20 protein-coding genes are annotated in these 22,719 nt (G+C 70.0%); 12 read left to right on the top strand and 8 right to left on the bottom strand.

Going from position 1 to position 22,719, the window contains the following annotated elements:
- Positions 1-17 precede the first annotated feature (17 nt).
- The 3 genes from AB0M36_RS10350 to mshB all read right to left on the bottom strand — a co-directional run bounded on the left by AB0M36_RS10350 (position 18) and on the right by mshB (position 3,123).
- On the bottom strand, positions 18-1,763 hold the full coding sequence (locus AB0M36_RS10350; RefSeq protein WP_364155419.1) for a VanW family protein: 1,746 nt from the start codon (positions 1,761-1,763) through the stop codon (positions 18-20).
- 74 nt (positions 1,764-1,837) lie between these two features.
- On the bottom strand, positions 1,838-2,248 hold the full coding sequence (locus tag AB0M36_RS10355; protein ID WP_364155103.1) for a hypothetical protein: 411 nt from the start codon (positions 2,246-2,248) through the stop codon (positions 1,838-1,840).
- Positions 2,245-3,123 carry an N-acetyl-1-D-myo-inositol-2-amino-2-deoxy-alpha-D-glucopyranoside deacetylase gene (gene mshB, locus AB0M36_RS10360; RefSeq protein WP_364155105.1) on the bottom strand — a complete coding sequence of 293 codons (879 nt, stop codon included), beginning with the start codon at positions 3,121-3,123 and terminating at the stop codon, positions 2,245-2,247. Before mshB ends, AB0M36_RS10355 begins: the two co-directional genes overlap by 4 nt.
- 87 nt (positions 3,124-3,210) lie before the next feature.
- Between mshB and AB0M36_RS10365 the strand changes: the two genes are divergently transcribed.
- From AB0M36_RS10365 to AB0M36_RS10385, 5 genes are read left to right on the top strand one after another with little or no spacing between them, the layout of a single operon-like run.
- On the top strand, positions 3,211-4,947 hold the full coding sequence (locus tag AB0M36_RS10365) for a prolyl oligopeptidase family serine peptidase (protein WP_364155420.1): 1,737 nt from the start codon (positions 3,211-3,213) through the stop codon (positions 4,945-4,947).
- Positions 4,944-5,462, top strand: coding sequence for a Uma2 family endonuclease (locus tag AB0M36_RS10370; RefSeq protein WP_364155106.1), 519 nt, complete (start codon positions 4,944-4,946; stop codon positions 5,460-5,462). The genes AB0M36_RS10365 and AB0M36_RS10370 overlap by 4 nt, the downstream gene beginning before the upstream one ends.
- A 39-nt stretch (positions 5,463-5,501) precedes the next feature.
- Positions 5,502-6,056, top strand: a complete 555-nt coding sequence (locus AB0M36_RS10375) for a Uma2 family endonuclease (RefSeq protein WP_364155421.1) — start codon at positions 5,502-5,504, stop codon at positions 6,054-6,056.
- A 48-nt stretch (positions 6,057-6,104) separates the two neighbouring features.
- Positions 6,105-7,541 carry a TldD/PmbA family protein gene (locus AB0M36_RS10380; protein ID WP_364155422.1) on the top strand — a complete coding sequence of 479 codons (1,437 nt, stop codon included), beginning with the start codon at positions 6,105-6,107 and terminating at the stop codon, positions 7,539-7,541.
- Complete coding sequence (locus AB0M36_RS10385; RefSeq protein ID WP_364155107.1) at positions 7,538-8,980, top strand: metallopeptidase TldD-related protein; 1,443 nt, start codon at positions 7,538-7,540, stop codon at positions 8,978-8,980. The genes AB0M36_RS10380 and AB0M36_RS10385 overlap by 4 nt, the downstream gene beginning before the upstream one ends.
- A gap of 668 nt (positions 8,981-9,648) precedes the next feature.
- Here the strand turns inward: AB0M36_RS10385 and AB0M36_RS10390 are convergent.
- Positions 9,649-9,954 (bottom strand): MerR family transcriptional regulator, encoded by a 306-nt coding sequence (locus tag AB0M36_RS10390; RefSeq protein ID WP_364155109.1) that lies wholly within the window; start codon positions 9,952-9,954, stop codon positions 9,649-9,651.
- Between the two features lie 694 nt (positions 9,955-10,648).
- Between AB0M36_RS10390 and AB0M36_RS10395 the strand changes: the two genes are divergently transcribed.
- From AB0M36_RS10395 to AB0M36_RS10410, 4 genes are all read left to right on the top strand, one after another.
- The gene (locus AB0M36_RS10395) at positions 10,649-11,686 is read left to right on the top strand and encodes a hypothetical protein (RefSeq protein WP_364155111.1); all 1,038 of its coding nucleotides are present in this window, start codon (positions 10,649-10,651) and stop codon (positions 11,684-11,686) included.
- 151 nt (positions 11,687-11,837) lie between these two features.
- Entirely contained in the window at positions 11,838-12,644 is an 807-nt protein-coding gene (locus AB0M36_RS10400) for a hypothetical protein (protein ID WP_364155112.1), read from the top strand.
- 16 nt (positions 12,645-12,660) lie between these two features.
- Positions 12,661-14,571 carry a fumarate reductase/succinate dehydrogenase flavoprotein subunit gene (locus AB0M36_RS10405; protein WP_364155113.1) on the top strand — a complete coding sequence of 637 codons (1,911 nt, stop codon included), beginning with the start codon at positions 12,661-12,663 and terminating at the stop codon, positions 14,569-14,571.
- Complete coding sequence (locus AB0M36_RS10410) at positions 14,571-15,596, top strand: succinate dehydrogenase/fumarate reductase iron-sulfur subunit (protein WP_364155114.1); 1,026 nt, start codon at positions 14,571-14,573, stop codon at positions 15,594-15,596. The genes AB0M36_RS10405 and AB0M36_RS10410 overlap by 1 nt, the downstream gene beginning before the upstream one ends.
- Before the next feature lie 98 nt (positions 15,597-15,694).
- On the opposite strand, the gene AB0M36_RS10415 is transcribed toward AB0M36_RS10410, so the two are convergent.
- A complete protein-coding gene (locus AB0M36_RS10415; RefSeq protein ID WP_364155116.1) occupies positions 15,695-16,288 on the bottom strand; it encodes a hypothetical protein in 594 nt (197 codons plus the stop codon).
- An 86-nt stretch (positions 16,289-16,374) separates the two neighbouring features.
- Complete coding sequence (locus AB0M36_RS10420; protein ID WP_364155117.1) at positions 16,375-16,950, bottom strand: hypothetical protein; 576 nt, start codon at positions 16,948-16,950, stop codon at positions 16,375-16,377.
- 532 nt (positions 16,951-17,482) lie between these two features.
- On the opposite strand from AB0M36_RS10420, the gene AB0M36_RS10425 reads away from it, so the two are divergent.
- On the top strand, positions 17,483-18,097 hold the full coding sequence (locus AB0M36_RS10425; RefSeq protein WP_364155423.1) for an alpha-ketoglutarate-dependent dioxygenase AlkB: 615 nt from the start codon (positions 17,483-17,485) through the stop codon (positions 18,095-18,097).
- A 256-nt stretch (positions 18,098-18,353) separates the two neighbouring features.
- On the opposite strand, the gene AB0M36_RS10430 is transcribed toward AB0M36_RS10425, so the two are convergent.
- Positions 18,354-19,031 carry a DNA alkylation repair protein gene (locus tag AB0M36_RS10430; RefSeq protein ID WP_364155119.1) on the bottom strand — a complete coding sequence of 226 codons (678 nt, stop codon included), beginning with the start codon at positions 19,029-19,031 and terminating at the stop codon, positions 18,354-18,356.
- A 704-nt stretch (positions 19,032-19,735) separates the two neighbouring features.
- On the opposite strand from AB0M36_RS10430, the gene AB0M36_RS10435 reads away from it, so the two are divergent.
- Together AB0M36_RS10435 and AB0M36_RS10440 are read left to right on the top strand one after the other, a co-directional pair.
- Positions 19,736-20,272: a hypothetical protein gene (locus AB0M36_RS10435; RefSeq protein WP_364155120.1), complete on the top strand. Its 537-nt coding sequence runs from the start codon at positions 19,736-19,738 to the stop codon at positions 20,270-20,272.
- A gap of 239 nt (positions 20,273-20,511) precedes the next feature.
- Entirely contained in the window at positions 20,512-21,186 is a 675-nt protein-coding gene (locus AB0M36_RS10440; RefSeq protein ID WP_364155122.1) for a hypothetical protein, read from the top strand.
- A gap of 131 nt (positions 21,187-21,317) precedes the next feature.
- Here AB0M36_RS10440 and AB0M36_RS10445 read toward each other — a convergent pair whose 3' ends face one another.
- Positions 21,318-22,448: a DUF4328 domain-containing protein gene (locus tag AB0M36_RS10445; RefSeq protein ID WP_364155124.1), complete on the bottom strand. Its 1,131-nt coding sequence runs from the start codon at positions 22,446-22,448 to the stop codon at positions 21,318-21,320.
- Between the last annotated feature and the right edge of the window lie 271 nt (positions 22,449-22,719).

The following is a 22,719-nucleotide window of genomic DNA, read 5'->3' on the forward strand; positions in this document are numbered from 1 at the left end:
CCTCCGCAAACCTTGGCCTACGGCTCCTCGCCGCAGACGAATCGTGGCTCGGGATCGTAGCGCCAGGTGAACTTCTCGCGCGCGATCTCGTCGCCATCCTTGCGAATGACGCGCCAAGCATCCTGGGTGAAACCTGGCAATCCGCTGGAGGCGACGCACCGCGGGCCGGGCTCGCGGTGGACCGTACGCGGGGACGTGACGTTGCGGCGCGGGCCGCGAACGGTCTTCACGCTGTCGTAGACCTTCGTGCTCCACATCGAGACCGTCACCGACCGGTCGGTGTACGAGGTGTCGATGAAGATCCCGTACGGCGTCGTGTTCCGGAACTTGAGGTCGAGGGTCGGGTAGAAGATCGTCGACTCGATCACCGCGGGATAGCGGGAGAAGTAGAACGAGTGCGGCTTGTGCTCGACGTCCTCCAGGCCCGCGTAGTAGGCGGCGTTGAACAGCGTCGTGGTGAACTGCGACGCCCCGCCGCCGACCCCGAGCTCGAGTTTTCCGCCGACGATGACCGGGGCGTCGGCGTAGCCGGCGGCGTAGTCGCGCTCGCCGGTGTGCCCGTTGAGCGAGAAGGTCTCGCCGGGTGTGACGATCGCGCCGTCGACCGCGCGGGCGATGGTCATGATGTTCCGACTGCGGGACGAGCTCGCGCCGCCGGTGAAGTAGGTGGTGAAGGTCGAGACCTTCTCCTTGATGCCGAGCCCGGTCACGTCGGCCGCGGTCAGGTCGGGCTCGCGCTCGATGAGAACGGCCTCGACCGCCCGCGGCGCCGGGTCGCGCAGGACGTCGAGCAGGGCGGTGCCCAGCGCGGCGAGATCCACCATGTCCCCTGGGGTGCCCGCGACGATCCGCGGCTTGCCCTTGGACAGGGCGACGGACGCGTCCCGAGGCTCCGTCTCCACCTCGGCGAAACCCTTGGCCGCGGCTGAGTGCAGCCTCTCGCCGTCGATCACGGGGGTCAGTCGGCCGTCGTCATCCGAGCGGAAGACCAGCCCCTTGGCGATCGCGGCCCGCGACAGGATGAACGATCTCGCACCGACCCGGACGGTCACCGGCGCGGCCACCGCGGGCACGGCCAGGTCGCGGACCAGCGCGTCGACCTGCTCCCGGGAGGTCGCCGGTTCGCGGTCGACCAGCGGCACCCGGGCCGTCCCGCCCACCAGCCAGGCCTTGCGAACCTCGGCCACGGCGAGCGCCGGGTCCAGGTTGCGGCCCGGGGCGGGGTACGTCGGCCGCGGGGTGAGTCCCGCGTACACGATGGCGGGTTTCTTGAGTGTGACCCGCTTCGGGTCGAGCTCCCCGCGCAGGACCGCCTCGAGCTTTTCCTTGTCCAGCGTGATGACGGGTGCGACGACCCGCTCGCCGAACGGCACCGGATTTCCCTTGATGGCCCTGCCGACGCTGAGGTCGACGTGCAGGGTCAGCGCGATGTCGCCGGGTTTGATGGTGATGAGCTCGCCCTCGAGGTCGACCCGGACCGGGTCCCCGGTGCGCGATCCCACGGCCTCGGTCAGCGCCCGCTCTGCCTCGGAGCGCGACTTGCCGCCGAGGTCCACTCCGAGCATCCGGGTGCCGCGCGGAACGTCACCGCCGTAGGCCCACGCGACCACGCCCGCGCCGGCGATCAGGACGGTGGCGACCGTGCCCACCACGACGATCCGCTTGCGGCTGACCGGGCCGGGCGCGGGCTCCCGGCCGGCGGGCTCCGGGGCGGAGGCTGCCGGTGGTGCGGTGTCTTCGATTACGGAGGTCAACGATGTCACTTTCAGCGGCGGCGGCGAACTTCGCGTCAGTGTGCCGCCGGCGATCGCGGCCGGCGCCACGCCACGACCGGATGTCATAGCTTTGTGACGGTTGGTCCCCTCAGGATGACCCGGTACGCGAAAATCGCGAAGGCCAGGCTCCCCACCAGGATCATCACGAGGGCCACCAGGTCCTCGCCGAAGACCAGGTAGTCCCCCTCGGTCGTGCGGACACCCGCGGCGAAGAACATGATCGCTGTCCACAGCGCCCAGGGCGGCGCGACGGCCCAGCGACGCCCGACCGTCTCCACGGCGAACCAGGAGATGCCGTAGTTGGCGACCAGGGCGAGCAGGACGGCCACGCAGACCGGCACCCGGCCGACGTGCAGCGGAGTCAGGAACAGCTCCAGCACCGCCGTCGCCACCGTGGCGAGCAGGGCGATCAGCATCCCGCCGGCCTTGGTCAGCAGGGCCGGACCGGGACGTGCCGGAGCCTCCGGCGTCATCGCCCCACCACGTTGCTGAACAGGTCGCTCTCCCACTTGTGCGGGCCGGAGACCTCGCCACGCTCGCCCTTGACCAGGGTGAAGTACTCCACGCCCATGAACTCCCCGCCGAAGTCGCCGGCGATGCCGTACAGCCAGGAGTTGTCCGGGATCTGGGTCGCGTGCGCGCGCATCGCGGCGACCTTGCGCTCGTAGAAGTCGGTGCCGTCGATGCGGGCGGCGATCTCGTCGTCGGGATGGCCGAACGGCAGGTCGTCGACGTTCTCCACCTCGGCGAACGGGTTGTCGTCCAGTGCCTTGAACGCCTCCATGCCGCCCTCGAGCACGCTGCGCGGCATCGCCGTGAAGTAGATCTTCTCGGGGCCGAAGCCCTCCGCCTCGGCGAGCTCCGCGGCGCGCATCGCGACCCGGTGCGCCTGGATGTGGTCCGGGTGGCCGTAGAAGCCGTTCTCGTCGTACGTGATCAGCACCTGGGGGCGTACCTCCCGCATGATCTGAAGGCAGTGGGCCGCCGCCTCGTCGAGATCGGCCCGCCAGAAGGCCCGCGGATGGTTGTTGGTCTCCAGACCCATCATCCCGGAGTCGCGGTAGCGGCCCGCGCCGCCGAGGAAGCGCTGGTCGGTGACGCCGAGCGCGGCACAGGCGCGGCGCAGCTCGCCGATCCGCCAGCCGCCGAGCTGGTCGGCCTGCCGCGCCTCGAGTCCGGCCAGCTCCGGCACGTGGATCTCGCCCTCCTCGCCCAGGGTGCAGGTCACCAGGGTCACCTGGGCGCCCTCGGCGACGTAGCGGGCCATGGTGGCGCCGGTGCCGGTGACCTCGTCGTCCGGGTGGGCGTGCACCAGCATGAGGCGGCGGGCGGGCAGGGTGTCGGTCACCCGCGCCACTTTACGCGCGCCTCGCCCCACCGCCGCGTCTGCTGTTTGCGCCCCACGAGGGGTGTCCGATCAGCGATGCTGGTCGTCGTGGAGTATCCCGAACTCGCCGAGCGCACCGGCCGGTTCCGCTTCGGCGCACCCCACGCCGTGACGGTCGGCGATGATGGCGCCCGGGTGGCGTTCCTGCGCTCCGCGGGGCCCTACGACCCCGCGGCGGCGCTGTGGGTCCTCACCGTCGCCACCGGCGCGTTCACCCGCGTCGCCGACGGGCCGATCGACTCCTACGCCGGATCGGCCGACCTGTCCGTGCTCGCGTGGGCCCGGGACGGGCGGCTGTTCCACTCCGGCGGCCGGGCCTCCTCCGGCGCCGCCCACGTCGTCGAGCCCCGCCCGGATCCGACCGGGCAGGCCATCGGATACACCACCCCCGACGCCACGTTGCGGGTCATCGGCCCCGACGGCGACGACCAACTCCTGGCCGGCGAGCCCGGCAGCGGCGTGTCCTGGGGGATCGCCGAGGCCGAGGCCACCGAGTTCGGACGCACCCGCGGCTGGTGGTGGTCCCCCGACGGCGCCCGGATCCTGGCCGTCCGCAGCGCCGCCGCGGTCAGCCTCCACCTGCTCGACCTGCACGGCGGCTGGGTCGACGTGCACTGGGACCGGGAAACCTACCCCTACCTGGTCGACGTCCGCTGGACCGCCGGAAACCCGCTGATCACGGTGCTGCGCCGCAGCCAGCAGCACGGGCTGGTGCTCAGCGTCGACCCGCGCACCGGCGAGACGCAGGTCCACGCCGAACTCGCCGACGCGCGCTGGGTCGAACCCGTACCCGGAACCCCGCTCCTGCTCAGCGACGGCCGCGTCCTCGTCGGCGGCGAACTCGCCCACGACGGCTTCGACGCCCGCTGCCTGTTCGCCGACGGCAGCCTGCTCACCCCGCCCGACCTCTACGTACGCCGCGTCGTCGGACTGCTCGCCGGCACGAACGAGCTGATCGTCGAGGCCACCGAGGGCGAACCGGCCGAGCAGCACGTGTTCTCCGTGCGTACCGCCCTGGGCGGAGGAGGCACCAAGGTCCGCCGCCTCACCACGGAACCCGGCTGGCACCGTGCCCACCTCGGCGGGGATGTCATGGTGGTCGACGACACCGTGCGGCGCGGCTCGGCCGAGCTGCCGCTGCCCTCGGACGCGCATCCGCTGCCGTACCGGCCGCGGCCCATCTTCACCAGGGTCACCGACCGCCGCCTGCCCACCGGAGTGCTCTACCCGGCCGGGCACGTCACCGGGACCCGCCTGCCGGTGCTCGTCGACCTCGGCGCCGGCCCCGGCCACCAGCAGGTCGTCGCCGACCCGGCCCGGTGGCAGGACCGGCAATGGTGGGCCGACGCCGGCTTCGTCGTGGTCAGCGTCGATTCCCGGGGTACGCCCGGAGTGGCGCCCAGCTACGAGAAGGTGGTCCACCGGCGCCTGGCCGACGTGGCCCTCACCGACCAGATCGACGCCCTGCACGCGCTCACCGGCAAACACCCCGACCTCGACCTGGGCCGCGTCGCCGTACGCGGCACCGGCCTGGGCGGCTGGCTCGCGGCGTGCGCGGTGCAGCGCCGCCCCGACGTCTTCCGCTGCGGCGTGGCGATCGACCCGGTCACCGACTGGAGCAAGCTTTCCCCCGCGTACGCCGAGCGCTACCTCGGCCGGCGAGCCGACAACCCCGAGATCTACGACCACCACGCGCTCGCCGCACCCGGCCGGGCGCCGCTGTTGATCTCCCCCACCGGGGACCTGTCCGAAGAACGTGAGTTCGTCATCCGGGAGTGTGCATGACGTCAGCCCTGATCGGCCGCAGCCTGCCCATGGAAGCCCTGCCGACGACCGAGGTCGACTACCTCCAGATCGGCGAGACCTCGGCGATCTCGGAACTCTGGGACGGCAACGTCCTGACCTGCCCCAGAGACACCCCCCGGCACCAGATGATCCTCAACGCCCTGGCCAACGCGCTGCGCGCGGGCCGCACCGACCTGAACGTCGTCACCGGCGTGCCGGTACGCCTCGGCCCGGGGCGCATCGCCGTACCCGACCTGATCATCACGGGCGCGCTCGACCCGGACATCCCGCTGGTGGAGGCGGCCTCGGTCCGCCTGGTCTGCGAGATCACCTCGGCGGCGAGCGCCACGGTGGACTGGACGCTGAAGATGCACGCGTACGCCCAGGCCCGCATCCCCTGCTACCTGGTGGCGGAACCGGAGCGCGGCCTGCTGCACAGCAACATGCTGACGGCTCAGGGCTACGTCGAACAGTCTGTGATGCAGCTCGTCCGAGTAACCGGCCTCAACCTCTGACCTGTCCAAGCCAGCTCTTGTCATGAGACAATGGCGCCCATGACGTCCGCAATCTTCGGCATGGGATCGCCCATCACAGAGGAGGACTACTTCGCGCTCGGGGAGACACCTGAGCGCGTCGAGCTCTTCGACGGGAGCCTGTACGTGACCCCTGCCCCAACCCCCCGCCACCAGACCATCTCTCGGCGGCTGGCGAACGCCTTGGATGTCGGAGCGACGCGGCAAGGGCTTTTTGTCACAGAGGCAATCAACGTCCGGCTTCAGCCGGGTCGTATCCCGATTCCCGACGTCGTGGTCACCGAGGCGATCGACTTCGACGCACCGGTCATCGACGCCGCGGCGGTCCTGCTGGTGTGTGAGATCGTGTCGCCGTCCAACGCTTCGGCGGACAAGATTCTCAAGATGCACTACTACGCGGCAGCCGGGATCCCCTGGTATCTGATCGTGGAGCAGGAGACCGGGGCGCTGCATCTTCATGAGCTGACCGGCGGCCACTACATCGAGCGGTCCGTCACCCGAGTCGGCGAGGTGCTGCACCTGACGGATCCCGTCGAGGCCGCCATTTCGCCGGAGGATCTGCTGCCGCCGCGCTGAGGTCGGCCGGTTTTTGTCGCACCGGTCCCATAGGGTCGGGACATGAGTGTGGATCACTTTGATGAGGCCGCCGCGGCGGTCCAGGCGGCGCTCGACGCCGGGGCGCGGTATGCCGACGCCCGGGTCATGCTGCGCCGCACCGAGACCATGAGCGCCCGCGACGGCGAGATCGAGGACCTCAGCTCCGACGAGAGCGCCGGCATCGGGGTGCGGGCACTGGTCGGCTCCGGCTGGGGCTTCTACGCCGTGCCGGACCTCTCCGACGCCGCGGCAAGGGCCGCCGGCCGTCGGGCCGCCGAGATCGCCACCGCCAGCGCCCTGGTGCCCGGGCCCGCCGCCGACCTGGTGCCGGCCCGCGCGCAGACCGCCAGCTGGGCGAGCCCGTGCGAGATCGACCCGCTCTCCGTGCCACTGTCCACCAAGGGCGATCTGCTGGTCGCCGCCACGGCCGCGGCCCGCGACGCCGGTGCCGACCTGGCCGAGGGCATCTACCAGATCTGGGACACCCGCAAGTGGTTCGTCTCCAGCGAGGGCCACCGCATCGACCAGCACATCCGCGAGTGCGGCGCGGGCGTCACCGCCAGCGCCTACGGTGACGGCGAGATCCAACGCCGGTCCTGGCCCTCGCACCGCGGGCAATACGGCTCGCGCGGCTGGGAGCTCGTCGACGAGCTGGCCCTGACCGACAACGCGGCCCGGATGGCCGACGAGGCCCGGGCGCTGCTCACGGCGCCGCTGTGTCCCTCCGAGGAGACCACGCTCATCCTCGGCGGCGAGCAGATGGCCCTGCAGATCCACGAGTCCGTCGGGCACGCCATCGAGCTCGACCGCATCCTCGGCTGGGAGGCCGCGTTCGCCGGCACGTCGTGGCTCGACCTCTCCCGGCTCGGCAGCCTGCGCTACGGCTCCGAGCTGATGAACATCACGATCGACCCGACCATCCCCGGCGCGCTCGGCAGCTTCGGCTACGACGACGAGGGGTCCCCGGCCACCAAGCGCGACGCCGTCCGCGACGGCATCTGGGTCGGCGTCCTCGCCGGGCGCGATTCGGCGGCGGTGGCCGGGCTCGACTACGCCGGCAGCGTCCGCTCCGACGGCTGGTCCCGGCTGCCGATGGTCCGCATGACCAACGTCGGCCTGGAGCCGGGCCCGCACACGCTCGACGAGATGATCGCGGCGACCGACAACGGCGTCTTCATGGACATCAACCGCTCCTGGTCGATCGACGACCGCCGGCTCAACTTCCAGTTCGGCTGCGAGATCGGTTACGAGATCAAGAACGGCAAGCGCGGCCGGATGCTGCGCAACCCCACCTACACGGGCATCGGGCCGAAGTTCTGGCAGTCGATGGACATGCTGTCCTCCGAGTCCGTGGCGTGGGGCACCCCCAACTGCGGCAAGGGCCAGCCCGGCCAGATCGGCCACACCGGCCACCCCTCCGCACCGGCCCGCTTTTCCAACGTACGGGTGGGAGTCCACGGATGAGCGCCGAACTGAACCTCGCGGCACGCGTGATCGAGCTGACCCGGCAGCTCGCCGGGACCGGCGCCGAGGCGGAAGTCGTCGTCGCCCACTCGGCGGAGGCGCTGACCCGCTTCGCCAACTCGGCGATCCACCAGAACGTCGCCGACGCCACCACGACCGTACGGCTCCGCCTGCACCTCGACGGACGTACGGCCGGCGGGTCCACCACGGTGACGGACGCCGACGGACTGCGCTCGCTCGTCGAACGCACGATCGCCGCCGCCCGGCTGTCCCCGCCCGACGCCACCTGGCCCGGGCTCACCCCGCCCACCGCGTTGCGTCCGGCCCCGGGCCACGACGAGGCGACCGCGGCCGCCGGCCCCCAGGAACGCGCCGCCCTGGTCCGCGACTTCGTCCGGGCCGCGGGCGGACTGGAGACGGCCGGATTCTGCCGCACCGCGTACGCCTCGGGCGGCTTCGCCAACACGCTCGGCCAGGCGGTCCACGGCCGGTCGGCCGACGCCGCAATGGACGGAATCGCCCGCCTCGACGGCGCCGACGGCGTGGCCCGCCGCGCCAGCGGCCGCCTCACCGACCTCGACGGCGCCGCGCTCGGCGCCCGAGCCGCGGCCAAGGCCCGAGCCGGCGCGCGCCCGATCGAACTGCCGCCCGGCCGCTACGAGATCGTTCTCGAACCCACCGCCGTCGCCGACCTGCTCGAAAACCTCGCCGGCTTCGGCTTCAACGGCAAGGCCTTCGCCCAGCACCAGTCGTTCGCCGAACTCGGCGCCCAGCAATTCGACGAAAGCATCACCATCGCCGACACACCGCTGGGCGCCACCCTCCCGTTCGACGCGGAAGGCACCCCCCGCGACACCTTGACCCTGGTCGAGTCCGGCGTGACCCGCGCGGTGAGCCACGACCGCACCTCGGCGGCCGAAGCCGGCACGACATCCACGGGCCACGCCTCGCCATCATCCCGCTCCTGGGGCCCGATCGCCGCCGACCTCCGCCTCGCCCCCGCCACCAAGCCCGCAAGCGGCCCAAGCCACGCCTCCGATCCGGCGCTCACTGGCGGTCCCCACCCCGCCAACACATCGGTCTCGGGGCAACCGGGCCAGTCGGAGCCCGTGGAGGAGACGGCGCGGCCCCTGGTGACGGGAATGCGCCGCGGGCTGCTGGTCACGGACCTCTGGTACACCCGGGTCCTCGACCAGAAGAGCCTCGTAGTCACCGGCCTCACCCGCAACGGCGTATGGCTGATCGAGGACGGCGAGGTAACGGCGGCGGTCGGCAACCTACGCTTCACCCAGTCCTACCCCCAGGCGCTGGGACCGGGCGCGGTCCTGGGAATCGGCACGGAAACGGTCGCCCTCCCGGACCGCTGGTCGGGCGTGCGCTACACAGCCCCCGCCCTCCACCTCGCCTCCTGGAACTTCACCGGCAACGCCTCCGGCTGACGGAAGCCCCTCGGCGCCCCCTCTGGCTGACCGGCTCCTACCGCAGACAGAGGGGCCGGCCATGGCGTGCCGGCAGCGCTCTCATCGCGGCCCGGCAGCAGGCGGCCTGGCGCCCCCGGCCGCAGGCGGGCCGGGCGCAGGCGGGCCGGCCGCAGGCGGGCCGGCCGCAGGCAAGCCGGCCGCAGGCGGGCCGGCCGCAGGCGGGCCGGCCGCAGGTGGGCCGGGCGGGCCGCAGACGGGCCGGGCGGGCCGCAGACGGGCCGGGCGGGCCGCAGACGGGCCGGGCGGGCCGCAGGCGGCAGACGGGCAGGGAGTCCCGGCCGCAGGCGGGCCAGCGGCAGGCGGGCCAGCGCAATACTGCAGGCAGGCAAGCGGGCCAGGCGAACGCCCAGCGCGCAGCAAGTCCGCCACACCGACGGGCCAAGCGGGCTCAAACCGACCCAGGCAGACAGGCGAGCCCGGCGGACGCACCAAGCCGGCACGGCGGCTGGGCCAGCCGGGCCAGGCAACACGCGGCGCCCAGGCCAGCCCGGCCAGCGAGCCAGGCCGGGCGTGGCAGGTGGGCGAAACCGATCGGGCGGGCGGACCGGGCGGTGGAGCGGACCGCTCGGGCCCGCCTTCCTCGTCGGGAAAGGACCGTAGGGGAGGGATTCCGACGCGCGCGGGTCCTACTGCGAGCGCTGGATGTTTTCGTTCTGGCGGAGGGCTTCCTCGAGCTGGTCCTCGAGGATGATGATTCGGCAGGCTGCTTCCAGGGCGGTGCCCTCGTCGACCATCTCCCGGGCCCGCGCGGCAAGGCGCAGCTGGTAGCGGGAGTAGCGGCGGTGCCCGCCGGCAGAGCGGAACGGGGTGATCAGTTTCGCCTCGTCGAGTCGACGCAGGAAGTCCTGCGAGGTGCCGACTATGTCCGCGGCGCGGCCCATCGTGTAGGCGGGGTAGTCGTCGTCGCCGAACATGTCGTCGGGTTGGGCCATACATACCTCCATGACGAGGGCCCCGGCAGAAGCGCCGGGGCCCAGGGTTACGGGTTACAAACACCATCTACCGACAGGTTCGTCGGATTTTCGTATCCGCGCCTGCCGCCGTGGGCGGGTTCGGGCGCGAGGATCGCATATGCGTGACCGGAGACCACCTCTCGTCGAGGGAAACTGCGGTGTACACCCCCCGTGCAGGACCGACGTCCTGGTGGCGGGCGATCCAAACGGTGTTCAGCCCTCCCTTTCCTCTGCTTCTGACATCTGCGGTGCTGTTTGCTGTCCACCGGTGCCGGAGCCCCACTCGACTTCGTGGCCCCACACACGTGCGGCGAACTGTCCTGCCAGGCCAGGCCCGATCAGCGTCGGGCCCGCCCTGTCGCCCTGACCTGGAATTACGTCAGGGACTTACCTTCCACTTCCCACGGGCGGCGATTCCTACTTCCACCGCCGGGCCGAGCGAGCCACGGAATGTGTCCGGGCCCTGCTTGACGCTCGACCTCTCGTCTACGTCTTGGACGGATCTGTGCTGTCAACGAGAGCAAGGTTATCCGATCGCGGCGAGAAAACCTAGTATCTAACCCGTAGATTTTCTGTACGTCCTCCGAGCGGCCGGAGCGCATCGCAGACGTCGGCGTGCCGGCTCACCACGTCATACCGGGAGCCGCATTGACCGGCGTGCTTCACTGAGGCGGTGAGCGACAGCCCGCGTGACCGGGACCCCGATCCGCTACGAGCGACCCCGGCATCCGGCATTAACGCCGCCGAAGCCGCGGACGCGACCGACGCCAGCACAGCCCCCACGGCCAGCACAGCCGAGCCAGCCGGCACGCCCAAGGCACCCGGCACAGCCGAGCCAGCCGGCACTACCAAGGCACCCGGAACGGCCAAGGCACCCGGCACAGCCGAGCCAGCCGGCACCGCCAAGGCAGCCGGCACAGCCGAGGCACCCGGCACAGCCGAGGCACCCGGCACAGCCGAGGCACCCGGCACAGCCGAGGCACCCGGCGCAAACACGACTGGCGCCGGCGGGGCAGGCGCAGAAGCCGCCGACTCGGCCAGCGCCCACACGGCCAGTTCCGCCACCACAGAAGCCACCCCACCGGAAGAACCGGCAGACGCCAGCTCGACCACCGCCCACCCAGACCTCACAAGCCAGAACAGCACGGACAAGGCAGCCGGGCGCACCAGAGCCGCCCGCCTCGCACCCGCCGGCCCCGAGAACGACCCCCGCAAGCGCCGCCGACGCCGCTGGTTCATGGCCGGCATCGCCGCCGGCGCCGCACTGATCGTCGTGGCCCTGTGCGCCGGTGGGCTCGCCGTCGTCTCCGCTGTCACCGACTTCCGGGATGGCGCCGACGAGGTGCGGGAGGCGCGCCACGTCCGGGACACCGCCTGCCTCGAGCTCGAACAGCGCCTCAACCGCCTGATCCCCCCGGGCGCGACCACGACGCTCGAGGCCCGGGCCGTGGCGGTCCGCGACGAGAACGCCGCCGTACGGGTCTATGTCGCTCAGCTGGAGGGCGAGCGGAGCCAGGACGGCTGGCGTCAGCTTCTCGATGCCCGCACCTCGTTCGCCGAGGCGCTCGACGATCAGGCCAAGTCCCGTACCCCGGCGTTTTTCGTCGCTCCCCGGACCGGCGACGGCGATGCCGTGGCCGACGAGCTGGTGCGGCTTTCGCCGGCGGCGTGTTCCGGACTTATCCGCAGACTTGCCGCTCCGGAGCTGTAGCGTGCAGTAAGCCCTCCCTTACGCAGCATTCCGCTGACCTTCGTTGTAACGTGTGCCACACATTGCGGACGCACACCCCCGTCTGGCAGACAGGTTCAGGCGCGCCCGCCGGCAGAGCACGTCATCGCAGCACTGTCAGGGAGAGACGTCAATGACGACGACGGCAACGAGGTCGGATGCGGGGCGTTCACGCGCCGCTATCGCGGCGAAGACGTTGCGTACGGACCGGTGGTGGCTTCCGCCGCTGGTCACCTTCGTGGGGCTCAGCGCGTGGGTGATCTACGCCACTGTCCGAGTATTCATGCACAAGTGGTTCTTCATCGAGGAGTACCACTATCTGACGCCGTTCTACTCGCCGTGTCTCACCGACCGGTGCGTCGATGGGTCGGCAATGTTCGGCACGCCGTTGCCCAGCTTCTGGCTGATCCCGGAAGCCTCGCTCACATTGCCGTTCCTTCTGCTGTTCCGGCTGACCTGTTACTACTACCGCAAGGCCTACTACCGGGCCTTCTGGCTGTCGCCGCCGGCCTGCGCCGTTCCGGACGCGCACGAGAAGTACACCGGTGAAACCCGCTTCCCGTTGGTCTTCCAGAACCTGCACCGGTACGCGTTCTACGCCGCGTTCGTCATCTCGCTCATCAACACCTGGGACGCGGTCGTCGCCTTCCGGTCCGGTGACGAGTTCGGGTTCGGGCTGGGGAACGTCATCCTGGTCGTCAACGTGGTGATGCTGTGGGCGTACACGCTGTCGTGCCATTCGTGCCGGCACATCGCGGGCGGGCGGCTGAAGCACTTCTCGAAGCACCCGGTGCGGTACCGCTTCTGGACTTTCGTGTCGAAGCTCAACGCGCGGCACATGATGCTCGCCTGGGTCACCCTCGGCACCCTCGCGCTGACCGACTTCTACATCATGGCGCTCGCGGCCGGCTGGTGGCCCGACCTGCGCTTCATCAACTAGAGGGCCCCCACACACAATGACTACGCGAATCGAACGACACCACTACGACGTCGTCGTGATCGGCGCGGGCGGGGCCGGTCTGCGCGCCGCCATCGAGGCCCGGCTCGCGGGCAAGAAGACCGCCATCATCTCGAAGTCGCTGTTCGGCAAGGCCCACACGGTCATGGCCGAGGGCGGCGCCGCGGCGGCGATGGGTAACGCGAACAGCCGCGACAACTGGATGGTGCACTTCGGCGACACCATGCGCGGCGGCAAGTTCCTCAACAACTTCCGCATGGCCGAACTGCACGCCAAGGAGGCCCCGGAGCGGATCTGGGAGCTGGAGACGTACGGTGCGCTGTTCGACCGTACGAAGGATGGGAAGATCTCCCAGCGCAACTTCGGCGGTCACGAGTACCCCCGCCTGGCCCACGTCGGTGACCGCACCGGCCTGGAGCTGATCCGTACGCTGCAGCAGAAGATCGTTTCTCTGCAGCAGGAGGACTTCGCGGAGACCGGCAACTACGACGCCAAGATCCGGGTCTTCGCCGAGACGACCATCACCGAGCTGCTGCTCGACGGCGACCGGGTCGCCGGGGCCTTCGGCTACTACCGCGAATCCGGCGAGTTCATCCTGCTGGAGGCGCCCGCGGTCGTGCTGGCCACGGGTGGCGTCGGCCGCTCCTACAAGGTGACCTCGAACTCCTGGGAGTACACCGGCGACGGCCACGCGCTCGCACTGCGGGCCGGCGCGACGCTGATCAACATGGAGTTCCTGCAGTTCCACCCGACCGGCATGGTCTGGCCGCCCAGCGTCAAGGGCATCCTGGTCACCGAGTCGGTCCGCGGCGACGGCGGCGTGCTGCGCAACTCCGACGGCAAGCGGTTCATGTTCGACTACGTCCCCGACGTGTTCCGCCACCAGTACGCGGACACCGAGGAGGAGGCCGACCGCTGGTACACCGACCCGGACAACAACCGGCGCCCGCCGGAGCTGCTGCCCCGCGACGAGGTGGCCCGGGCCATCAACAGTGAGGTCAAGGCCGGACGCGGCACCAAGTCCGGCGGCGTCTACCTCGATGTCTCCACCCGGATGCCGGCGGAGACCATCATCCGGCGCCTGCCGTCGATGCACCACCAGTTCAAGGAGCTGGCCGACGTCGACATCACCAAGGAGCCGATGGAAGTCGGCCCGACCTGCCACTACGTGATGGGCGGCGTCGAGGTCGACCCCGACTCGGGCGCGGCGCACGGCCACGTCGAGGGGCTGTTCGCGGCGGGCGAGGTCTCCGGCGGCATGCACGGCTCCAACCGGCTCGGCGGCAACTCGCTGTCCGACCTGCTGGTGTTCGGCAAGCGGGCGGGTGAGCACGCGGCCGCGTACACGGACGCGCTGGGCAAGCGGCCGAAGGTGGCGACGGCGGACGTGGAGCGGGCGGTGGACATCGCGCTCGCCCCGCTGAACCGGGCCGGCGGCGAGAACCCGTACACATTGCAGCAGGATCTTCAGGCCGTCATGGGCGACCTGGTCGGCATCATCCGGCGCGAGGGTGAGCTGAGCGACGCGCTGAAGCGGCTGCAGGAGCTGAAGCAGCGGGTGGCGAACGTCGGCGCGACCGGCGGACGCCGCTACAACCCGGGCTGGCACCTGGCCTTGGACCTGCGCAACATGCTGGTCGTCTCGGAATGCACCGCGAAGGCGGCGCTGGAACGGGAGGAGTCGCGCGGCGGGCACACCCGGGAGGACTTCCCGAAGATGAGCCCGGAATGGCGCAAGGTCAACCTGGTCTGCTCGGTCGACGACGCCGGCGACGTGCACCTGGAGCGCAAGCCGCTGCCGAAGATGCGCGAGGAACTGATGCGGCTGTTCAAGCGCACCGAGCTCAGCAAGTACCTGACCGACCAGGAGCTCGCCGAATTCGACGCGATCTCGACGGAGGCCAACTGATGAAGCGTCATTTCCGGGTCTGGCGGGGCGACGAGTCCGGCGGCGAGATCCAGGACTTCCAGGTCGAAGTCAACGACGGCGAGGTCGTCCTCGACATCATCCACCGCCTCCAGGCGACCGAGACGCCCGACCTCGCCTGCCGCTGGAACTGCAAGGCGGGCAAGTGCGGCTCCTGCTCGATGGAAATCAACGGCAAGCCGCGACTGGGTTGCATGACGCGGATGTCCACCTTCGAGGAAACCGAGACCGTCACAATCACCCCGCTGCGCGCCTTCCCGGTGATCCGCGACCTGGTGACGGACGTGTCCTTCAACTACGAGAAGGCCCGCGAGACGCCCGCGTTCGCGCCGCCGCCCGGGGTCGCCCCGGGCGACTACCGGATGAAGCAGATCGACGTCGAACGCTCGCAGGAATTCCGCAAGTGCATCGAATGCTTCCTCTGCCAGAACACCTGCCACGTGGTGCGCGACCACGAGGAGAACAAGAAGGCGTTCAGCGGGCCGCGCTATTTCATCCGGGCGGCCGAGCTGGACATGCACCCGCTCGACGACCGCACGGACCGCAAGGAATACGCGCAGGCGAGCCAGGGCCTCGGCTACTGCAACATCACCAAGTGCTGCACCGAGGTCTGCCCCGAACACATCAAAATCACCGACAACGCCATCATCCCGATGAAGGAACGGGTGGTGGACCGCCGCTACGACCCGCTGGTCTGGCTCGGCCGCAAGATCTTCCGCCGCGACGAACTCGACGGCACCTCGGTCGGTCACGGCGGCATCCCCACCCGCAGCCGCACCGGCGAAACCATGGCACCAAGCTCATCCGCGGGCGTCACCGGCGCGGCGGCGGGCCTGGGCGGGGCCGGAAGCCGCACGCCGCAGGGCCCGCCGGTCGGCCCGGACGGCAAGATGGACGTCGCCGAACTGCTCTCGCAGAACGCGGGCGGCCCGTCACCCTTCGGCGACGACCAGCAATTCCCGCTCCCGAAAATCGCCTACAACCACCCCGAGCCCAACAAGGACTGACGGCAAGGACCCGCTCTCGGGCGGGTCCTTCCCTTTCACCGTACGGGTCCAGCCGCACCCAACCGCAACACCGCCTCCCCGGCTAACGGCGGCATGCGTCACTTCCGCTTGGCGGCCACTTCGCGCTCGCACTTGGGGGCCAACTCCATGCCCTTGCTGATGGACTCGCTGTGGTTGTTCGGCCCCCCGAGGCTGTACCCGCCTTCCGGGGCGACCTCGACGTATTTCACGCCCTTGCCCTTGAGGCACTTGACCACATCCCGGGCGAAGTCCTTGGCCTCCGGATTCGCCGGATCCTGCTCCCACGGCGGCAGGGGATAGAACTTCGGCCTGCACAGCTTGTCGGCCTTCAGGAACTTTTCGAGCTCCCCCGACGGCGCCTGCCCCGCGAATTTGTCGCCCATCTCGTGCTTGGGCGTCGCACCCTGCTCCCGAACGCACTTGTAATAGGGCTCGCGCATCACTTCCAGCTCCTCCTCAGTGGAGTCGAGGCGCTCGCGGGGCCGGGCATCCGCCGCCGGCTTAGCCGATGCGGCAGGCGTACTCCCCGCGCTGGTCAGCGTCGCCACCTGCGCCTTGCCATCGGCCGCGCCACCCTCCGGCTCGCTGGAGGAACACGCCGACCCGCCGGCCATCGCCGCGGCCACCGCCAGGACGACCAGCGCCCGCTTCCTTCCCCGCTCCCAGACCATCGCTCTCACCTCTCCGTGGATTCGCTAGCTGGGGCAGCATCGCGCGACGATGTGTGGAACCTGTCAGGGTCCGAGGTACCGGCCCCTCACTTCCGGCTGGCGGCCACTTCGCGCTCGCATTCGGGCGCCAACTCCATGCCCTTGCTGATCGACTCACTGTGGTTGTTCGGCCCCCCGAGGCTGTACCCCCCTTCCTCGGCGACTTCGACGTACTTGACGCCCTTGCCCTTGAGGCACTTGACCACATCCCGGGCGAAGTCCTTAGCCTCCGGATTCGCCGGATCCCGCTCCCACGGCGGCAGGGGATAGAACTTCGGACCGCACACCTTGTCAGCCTTCTCATCCCGCTCGCTCTGCGCCTTGGTGGGCGGCCTCAGCCCGTTCTTCGTGCGTTCCTTCACGCTCGGAGCGCCCTGCTCCGCCATGCATTTGCGATAGGGCGCCAGCATCGCCTCGAATTCCTCCTCGGTCGTGTCGAGGCGCTCGCGGGGCCGGGTGTCCGCCGCCGGCTTGGCCGACGCGGCCGGGGTGCTCCCGGGGCTGGTCAGCGTCGCCACCTGCGCCTTGCCATCGGCCGCACCACCCTCCGGCTCGCTGGAGGAACACGCCGACCCGCCGGCCATCACTGCGGCCAGCCCTATCGCTGCCAGTGCTCGTCTCACGCCAGGCGAGCGTCGTGCTGTCGACCGGTTCTGGGCGCTTGGTCCGTCGCGCCATCCGCCGTCCGTGACATCGCTTATCCACACCATCGTTCCGCCTTTCCGCCAGCTTGCTGATCTGCCGATTCGCCGATTTGCCACGGCTCTCCCGGACGCGTTGGCCCTCCCGGACGCGTTGGCCCTCCCGGACGCGTTGGCCCTCCCGGACGCGTTGGCGGAGGTTGCCGCCGATCGGAAACCCCCGTCGGCCCGGTGCCGCCGCCGTCCGTGAGGACCTCGCTGACGCCGGGCCGCCACGGACCGTAAGAGCCCGGCTTGGCTCCGCACCGCCACCAAACGCGAAGGCCCATCGGCGCGGCGTCGCCGTGTCCATGAAGGCCGTGGCCGCGCGGCGTCGTCGTCGCTGGCGAGGAGGGGTACGCCAGCGGCATCGACGCCGCGCCGCCCCAGCCTCGCTGGCCGATGTGTGGAACTTGTCAGAATCCCACTCTTCGAACAGGCGTACGATATCCCGGTGAGTACCTACCAACCCTCGATGCTCGACCTGATGGACGGCGCCGCGGCCACTATCACGCCCCTACCCGGTCGCCTGGTCCGCCACAGCCTCACCGCGGGTGCATGGGTCGACGTGCTGCCCGGCTGGGTGAGCGGCTCCGACGAGATCTTCGAAACCCTCCTCACCGACGTCGACTGGCGCGCCGAACGCCGCCCGATGTATGACGGCGTGGTCGACATCCCCCGCCTCCTCCGCTGGTATGGCCGCGACGACCGTCTCCCCCACCCGGCGCTGACCGAGGCCCGCGACCGCCTCTCAGCGCACTACCGACCCGAGCTAGGCGAGCCGTTCGCAACCGCCGGCATGTGCCTCTACCGCGACGGCCGCGACAGCGTCGCCTGGCACGGCGACACCCTGGGCCGCGCCGCCCGAGAAGACACCATGGTCGCGATCGTCTCCTTCGGCTCCCCCCGCACCCTCCTACTCCGCCCCCGAGCCGGCGGCGCGCAGACGCTACGCCTCCCCCAAGGCCACGGCGACCTCATCGTGATGGGCGGCTCATGCCAACGCACCTGGGAGCACGCCATCCTTAAAACAGCAAAGCCAGTAGGCCCCCGAGTCAGCGTCCAATTCCGCCCCATCAACGTGGCCTAGTTCGGCCCGCCAATCATCAACGTCAACACCCCAGAACGTGCTGCCGCATCCGCGCGCACTCCTCAGCCCCGAGATAGTCACTGCGCCGCCCGTCGTCGCGCCGTCGGCCTTCCCACTTGGCGCGCCGTCGGCGATCCCACCTACCGCGCCGTCGGCGATCCCACCTACCGCGCCGTCGGCGATCCCACCTACCGCGCTGCGGGCCTTCCTACTTGTCGCGCTGTCGGCGATCCCACCTACCGCGCTGCGGGCCTTCCTACTTGTCGCGCTGTCGGCGCACCATCTCGGTGATCCAGATGGGTGCGAACGGAGACGTGCAGTTCGCGGGAGTCGGATAGTCCTTGAGCACCTCCAGCCGTTCACCGATCTCGATGGCCCGGGCGCGGTGCTCCGCGTGCTCGATTCCGATCTGAGCCAGGCAGTGGTTCATCGCCCACTGAAGGCGATCCGGGGCGTCTTTCATCTCCGCCTCGATGACGTCGAGCAACCCCGCAAGGTTAAGCCCCTCGGGCCTCTTAGCCACACGCTCAGTGGTCAGCGCCCAGCCGGCGCTCGCGACCACGGGATCCGCCGCGGCGAACCAGGCAACGCGCAGCTCTTCGGAATGCGGGCTCTTCTTCACCACGTAGTTCACGAGCCAGTCGTGCACCTTGGGCGTGCGCGCCTCGCGCAACATGACGTCCAGCTCGTCACGCTCGAACGCCTTCGGGCGGCTAACCAGGATCGCCACCAGTCGCGCCGCGGAGTCGGCCGTCTTCCACAGCTGGCGTGCAAGCTCCTGCTGAGTCTTCAGCCGGGTCGCGAGCGCGCGCAACTTGCCGAGATTCACACCGTGATCGTCGCCGTGCTTCTCGTTCACGGCGCGCACCTTCGGGTCCTCAAGCGCGGCCAGCTCGGCCATCACCTCGGCCACCGTCGTTTCCACCACTGCCATCTCCGCCGCCCTCGTCTCCGTTCCCGCCACTGCCATTTCCCGTCACCGACTCCGCCGTGCCCGCCAACGCCGTGCCCACCACCTCACCATTACCGACTCCGCCGTGTTCGCCACCGCTGACGCCGCCACCGCCATGCCACCACCGCCGGGCCCACCACGGTCACCGTCGCCAACTCCGCCGTGTTCGCCACCGCTGACGCCGCCAGCGCCATGCCACCACCGCCGGGCCCACCACGGTCACCGTCGCCAACTCCGCCGTGTTCGCCACTGCTGACGCCGCCAGCGCCATGCCACCACCGCCGGGCCCACCACGGTCACCGTCGCCAAGTCCGCCGTGCCCGCCGGCGCCATGCCGCCACCGCCGCGCCCATCACCGCCGCGCCCATCACCGCCGCGCCCATCACCGCCGCGCCCATCACCGCCGTGCGCCGACTCCGCCACCACAGTCACCGACTCCGTGGTCGTCACCGCTGGCGCAGCCAACGCCGTGCCTGCCGCAGCCAACGCCGTGCCTGCCGCAGCCAACGCCGTGCCTGCCACTGCCCAACGCGGCCTCCTGCGCCGCCGCGTGTCCGATTCAGCCTAAGAGGAGGGGCGGGTAAACCGAGCGATCTGATCTTGGAAGTCCAGACGGTCATAGGAACCCTGAAGGCGTTTCACGTGAGGATGGGGGGTGGCGGGTCTGGATCTGAAATGATCACAGCGTGTCAGGAAAGCGCCGGGCGGCCGTGATCATCGTTGCGGTGCTGTCCACCGTCAGCGCGGGCTGCACGAAGGGCTCTACGCCTGGTTCCCAGCCGACCGCGACGGCAAGCAGCGATCCGGCGGGCAAGGCCTCTGCGACGGTCACTGTCAGCCGAACGCCGACTGTGCGCGTCACCCCACCCGCCGTCCTCGCCGGTGAGATAGTCCGGACCGTCTTCTCCGACAAGAGCGGCACGTCGCGGCAGGAGTCGACCGTACGCGCGGATCCGCGGGCAGGGCAGGAGTACTGGTTGCGGGCTGCGTGCACGTCGCCCACGCCGGGAAAGACGCTCGCCTTCAAGGTGGTCAGCGCGAAGGTCGGCGCGCCGGATACGCCGTTGGTGAGCGGTACCGTTCCCTGCGATGGGACGGTGACCGCCAACGGCATCGGCACGCTGCCGGCGGAGCCGATCATGGTCGACCTTGAGGGCGACCATACCGACGTGACCTCCGCATATGCGCTCATCACCCCGATGCGCGGCGGCCTCGACGATTAGCGCGACCTGATCCGCAGAGCCAGAGACACGGCAACCGTGCGAACTGTGTAGGCGCTGGTACGACAGCCGCCGTTCGTGATCTGAGCCGGAAACCCGCGAGACAGGTTCAGCCACCAGATGATCATCTGTGCGTTGCGGACACAGGTTTCAGACCTTGCGGTCGCCGCTCGCGTCTGGCCTGCGGGCGCAGCCGCCCAGGTGGGCCGGGCAGCTTTCACCGGGATGATATCCATGAGGACATGGCCGCATCACCGCGAATCTCCGCTGCCCAGCCTGTGCCCCTGCGGCCGGCGGCCCGGCTCGCCATCGCCGGCATGCGAGCCTGCATCGTCGTCACCGTGATTGATGTGCTGCTGGTGGGTGCGAAGTACGAGGACCGTGTCAGTGTGGTGACACACGACAGCGACGTGGTTGTGCTGGGATTTCTGGCGGCTCTGGTCGAACTGGCGGTACCGATGGACACGGTTCTTCTGGTGAGCGGTGGGGCCTGGGCTCTCACCGTTCTCATGACCGCTGTCGCTCTCATCCGCTGGCTCATCAGGGCCGAACGTCATGCGGACCGATTGAGTGGAGGGTCGCGCAGGGCGCCCAGTTGGTCAGTTGGTAGTCAGCTGGTGCTGGTCGCCGACGTCTTGGTCCCGTTCCGGGTGATGCGGACGTGGAACGAGGCTGCATCTGCTCCGGTCGGCCGCTGGCGGGTGGCGCTGCTCGTCACGATCCCGCTCGTGGCAGCGGGAGTCTTCTGGCGCGCTGCGATCGTGGGCTACGAGTTCGGCGGGCAACAGATGCGCGATACGCGCGTATTTGCCTTCCTGCTCGGGGCTGCCAGCGTGGCGGCCGTGTGGTACACGGCCGCACTGGGAATTCGGATCGTCCGCCACGTTACTGAGATTCAGTCGAACCGGCGTGCGTGAACACGCCGGCTGAACCGATGATCACCAATCCCACAGTCGAGCGCCGCCTGCCGACGTGATCATCGCCGTCAGTACCGCCGCTTAGCGGAACGCGGCCTTTCCGGCTCAGATCACGAACGGCGGCTGTCGTACTAGCCGACCTGTCCAGGACCCGTCTTCGGATCTTGGAGGGACGCGTCGGAGTCTTGGCCCTGAGGCGCCGCGTCCGGAGCCGGCCGGGCGACAGGGGCAGCCCACGGGACAGAGGCCGGGGCGATAGTCGGATCCGCGCCCGGATCCCAGGTCGGCGCCGGGCCGCCGTTGCCCTCAGCCGCACCGGGACCGCCGAGAGCAGCGCGCCCACCAGGCCGAACCGAAACGCTAGGCGCGCTGGGCCGAACCGACGGGCCGGGCGCGCCAGCCGAGGGAGCGGCGCCGGGCCCGCCAGGAGGAGCCACACCAGCGCCGGGTCCACCAGGCCACGCAGCGCCGGACGCGGCGGCTGGCCAGGAAGCACCACCAGGCGTGGCAGGCCAGGCGGGAGCGCCGAACGCGGATGCATAAGGCGGGTCGGCAAAGGAGGACAGGCCGGGATTCCCCAGGATCTCCTGCTGGAATGCCGTGATCCGACGAATGAGGAGGATGGCGCTGACCGCCGCACCGATCTCCGCCGCCGCGGTCAGCAGCATCAGCACTATCGTCGCCTGACCCTCCGGGTCGAAGTCCAGGAGCCCCGCCACGCGGTCAAAGATCAGGAAGGTCGTCCACAGGGTCGCCCACGCTGCGAATCTCCCGCGCCGGGGTCCACCGGAGGGCCAGCCCTTGGCGTCCATCAGCCGGCTCTCCGTCACGCGGTCGACCTCGTTGACCACCAGCAGCGGAATCACCAGGTTGGCCACGGGTACGAACCAGCCGCCGATCGCCCAGCCGGGCGACCATTTCAGGGGCAGGGAACCACCGAACTCGTCGAGGTTCTTGCGGGCCCGATGCAGCCAGCAGATGAACGCGATCCCCGTGAAGAGCAGGGCGATGAGCGTGACCGCCCCCGCGACGATCAGGGCCACTAGCGCCAAGTCGGTCGCCTGGCCCAGATCCTCGTCGGCCGTGATGGCGTCACGGGTGATATCCAGGGCGAACAGGGTCAACCCGGCGGTGATGAGCGTCGAGATGACGGCGAACACCAGCCCGCAGATCGCGACGATCGATCGGGTACGCAGCGGACGGGCGGTGCTGTACGGGACGAACGCCCGCGGCGGATGGGTGTAGGGCGCGAACTCGGTCATGGCTCTCTTTCTTCACGCCGACCGATGACATATCGGCGGCGCCGAAGAATAGCGGCTCCCCCGGTCCGGCTGCTGCCCCCTTTTCATCGCCAAGACCGCAAGGAGAGACGAGGTTGCAAGAAGCACGCGAGGAGGAGGGCAGCAACGTGCCGGAATTCATGGTCGGCGATGTTTTGGCACATTGACACCCGGCACTGGGAAATTACACTCCAAGTGTATTTAGTTGATCTCCGAGCTACCTCCATTCAGGACCCACTCCCCTGCTGCCGAG

This window comes from Actinoplanes sp. NPDC051346 (assembly GCF_040682215.1).
Lineage (GTDB): Bacteria > Actinomycetota > Actinomycetes > Mycobacteriales > Micromonosporaceae > Actinoplanes.

Excerpts from the sequence above, each read along its gene's own strand:
- AB0M36_RS10410 (WP_364155114.1), top strand. The coding sequence starts at position 14,571 with ATGAAGCGTCATTTCCGGGTCTGGCGGGGCGACGAGTCCGGCGGCGAG.
- AB0M36_RS10440 (WP_364155122.1), top strand. The coding sequence starts at position 20,512 with ATGGCCGCATCACCGCGAATCTCCGCTGCCCAGCCTGTGCCCCTGCGG.
- AB0M36_RS10375 (WP_364155421.1), top strand. The coding sequence starts at position 5,502 with ATGACGTCCGCAATCTTCGGCATGGGATCGCCCATCACAGAGGAGGAC.
- AB0M36_RS10370 (WP_364155106.1), top strand. The coding sequence starts at position 4,944 with ATGACGTCAGCCCTGATCGGCCGCAGCCTGCCCATGGAAGCCCTGCCG.
- AB0M36_RS10415 (WP_364155116.1), bottom strand. The coding sequence starts at position 16,288 with ATGGTCTGGGAGCGGGGAAGGAAGCGGGCGCTGGTCGTCCTGGCGGTG.
- AB0M36_RS10425 (WP_364155423.1), top strand. The coding sequence starts at position 17,483 with ATGCTCGACCTGATGGACGGCGCCGCGGCCACTATCACGCCCCTACCC.
- AB0M36_RS10405 (WP_364155113.1), top strand. The coding sequence starts at position 12,661 with ATGACTACGCGAATCGAACGACACCACTACGACGTCGTCGTGATCGGC.
- AB0M36_RS10390 (WP_364155109.1), bottom strand. The coding sequence starts at position 9,954 with ATGGCCCAACCCGACGACATGTTCGGCGACGACGACTACCCCGCCTAC.
- AB0M36_RS10355 (WP_364155103.1), bottom strand. The coding sequence starts at position 2,248 with ATGACGCCGGAGGCTCCGGCACGTCCCGGTCCGGCCCTGCTGACCAAG.
- AB0M36_RS10400 (WP_364155112.1), top strand. The coding sequence starts at position 11,838 with ATGACGACGACGGCAACGAGGTCGGATGCGGGGCGTTCACGCGCCGCT.
- AB0M36_RS10385 (WP_364155107.1), top strand. The coding sequence starts at position 7,538 with ATGAGCGCCGAACTGAACCTCGCGGCACGCGTGATCGAGCTGACCCGG.
- AB0M36_RS10445 (WP_364155124.1), bottom strand. The coding sequence starts at position 22,448 with ATGACCGAGTTCGCGCCCTACACCCATCCGCCGCGGGCGTTCGTCCCG.
- AB0M36_RS10430 (WP_364155119.1), bottom strand. The coding sequence starts at position 19,031 with ATGGCAGTGGTGGAAACGACGGTGGCCGAGGTGATGGCCGAGCTGGCC.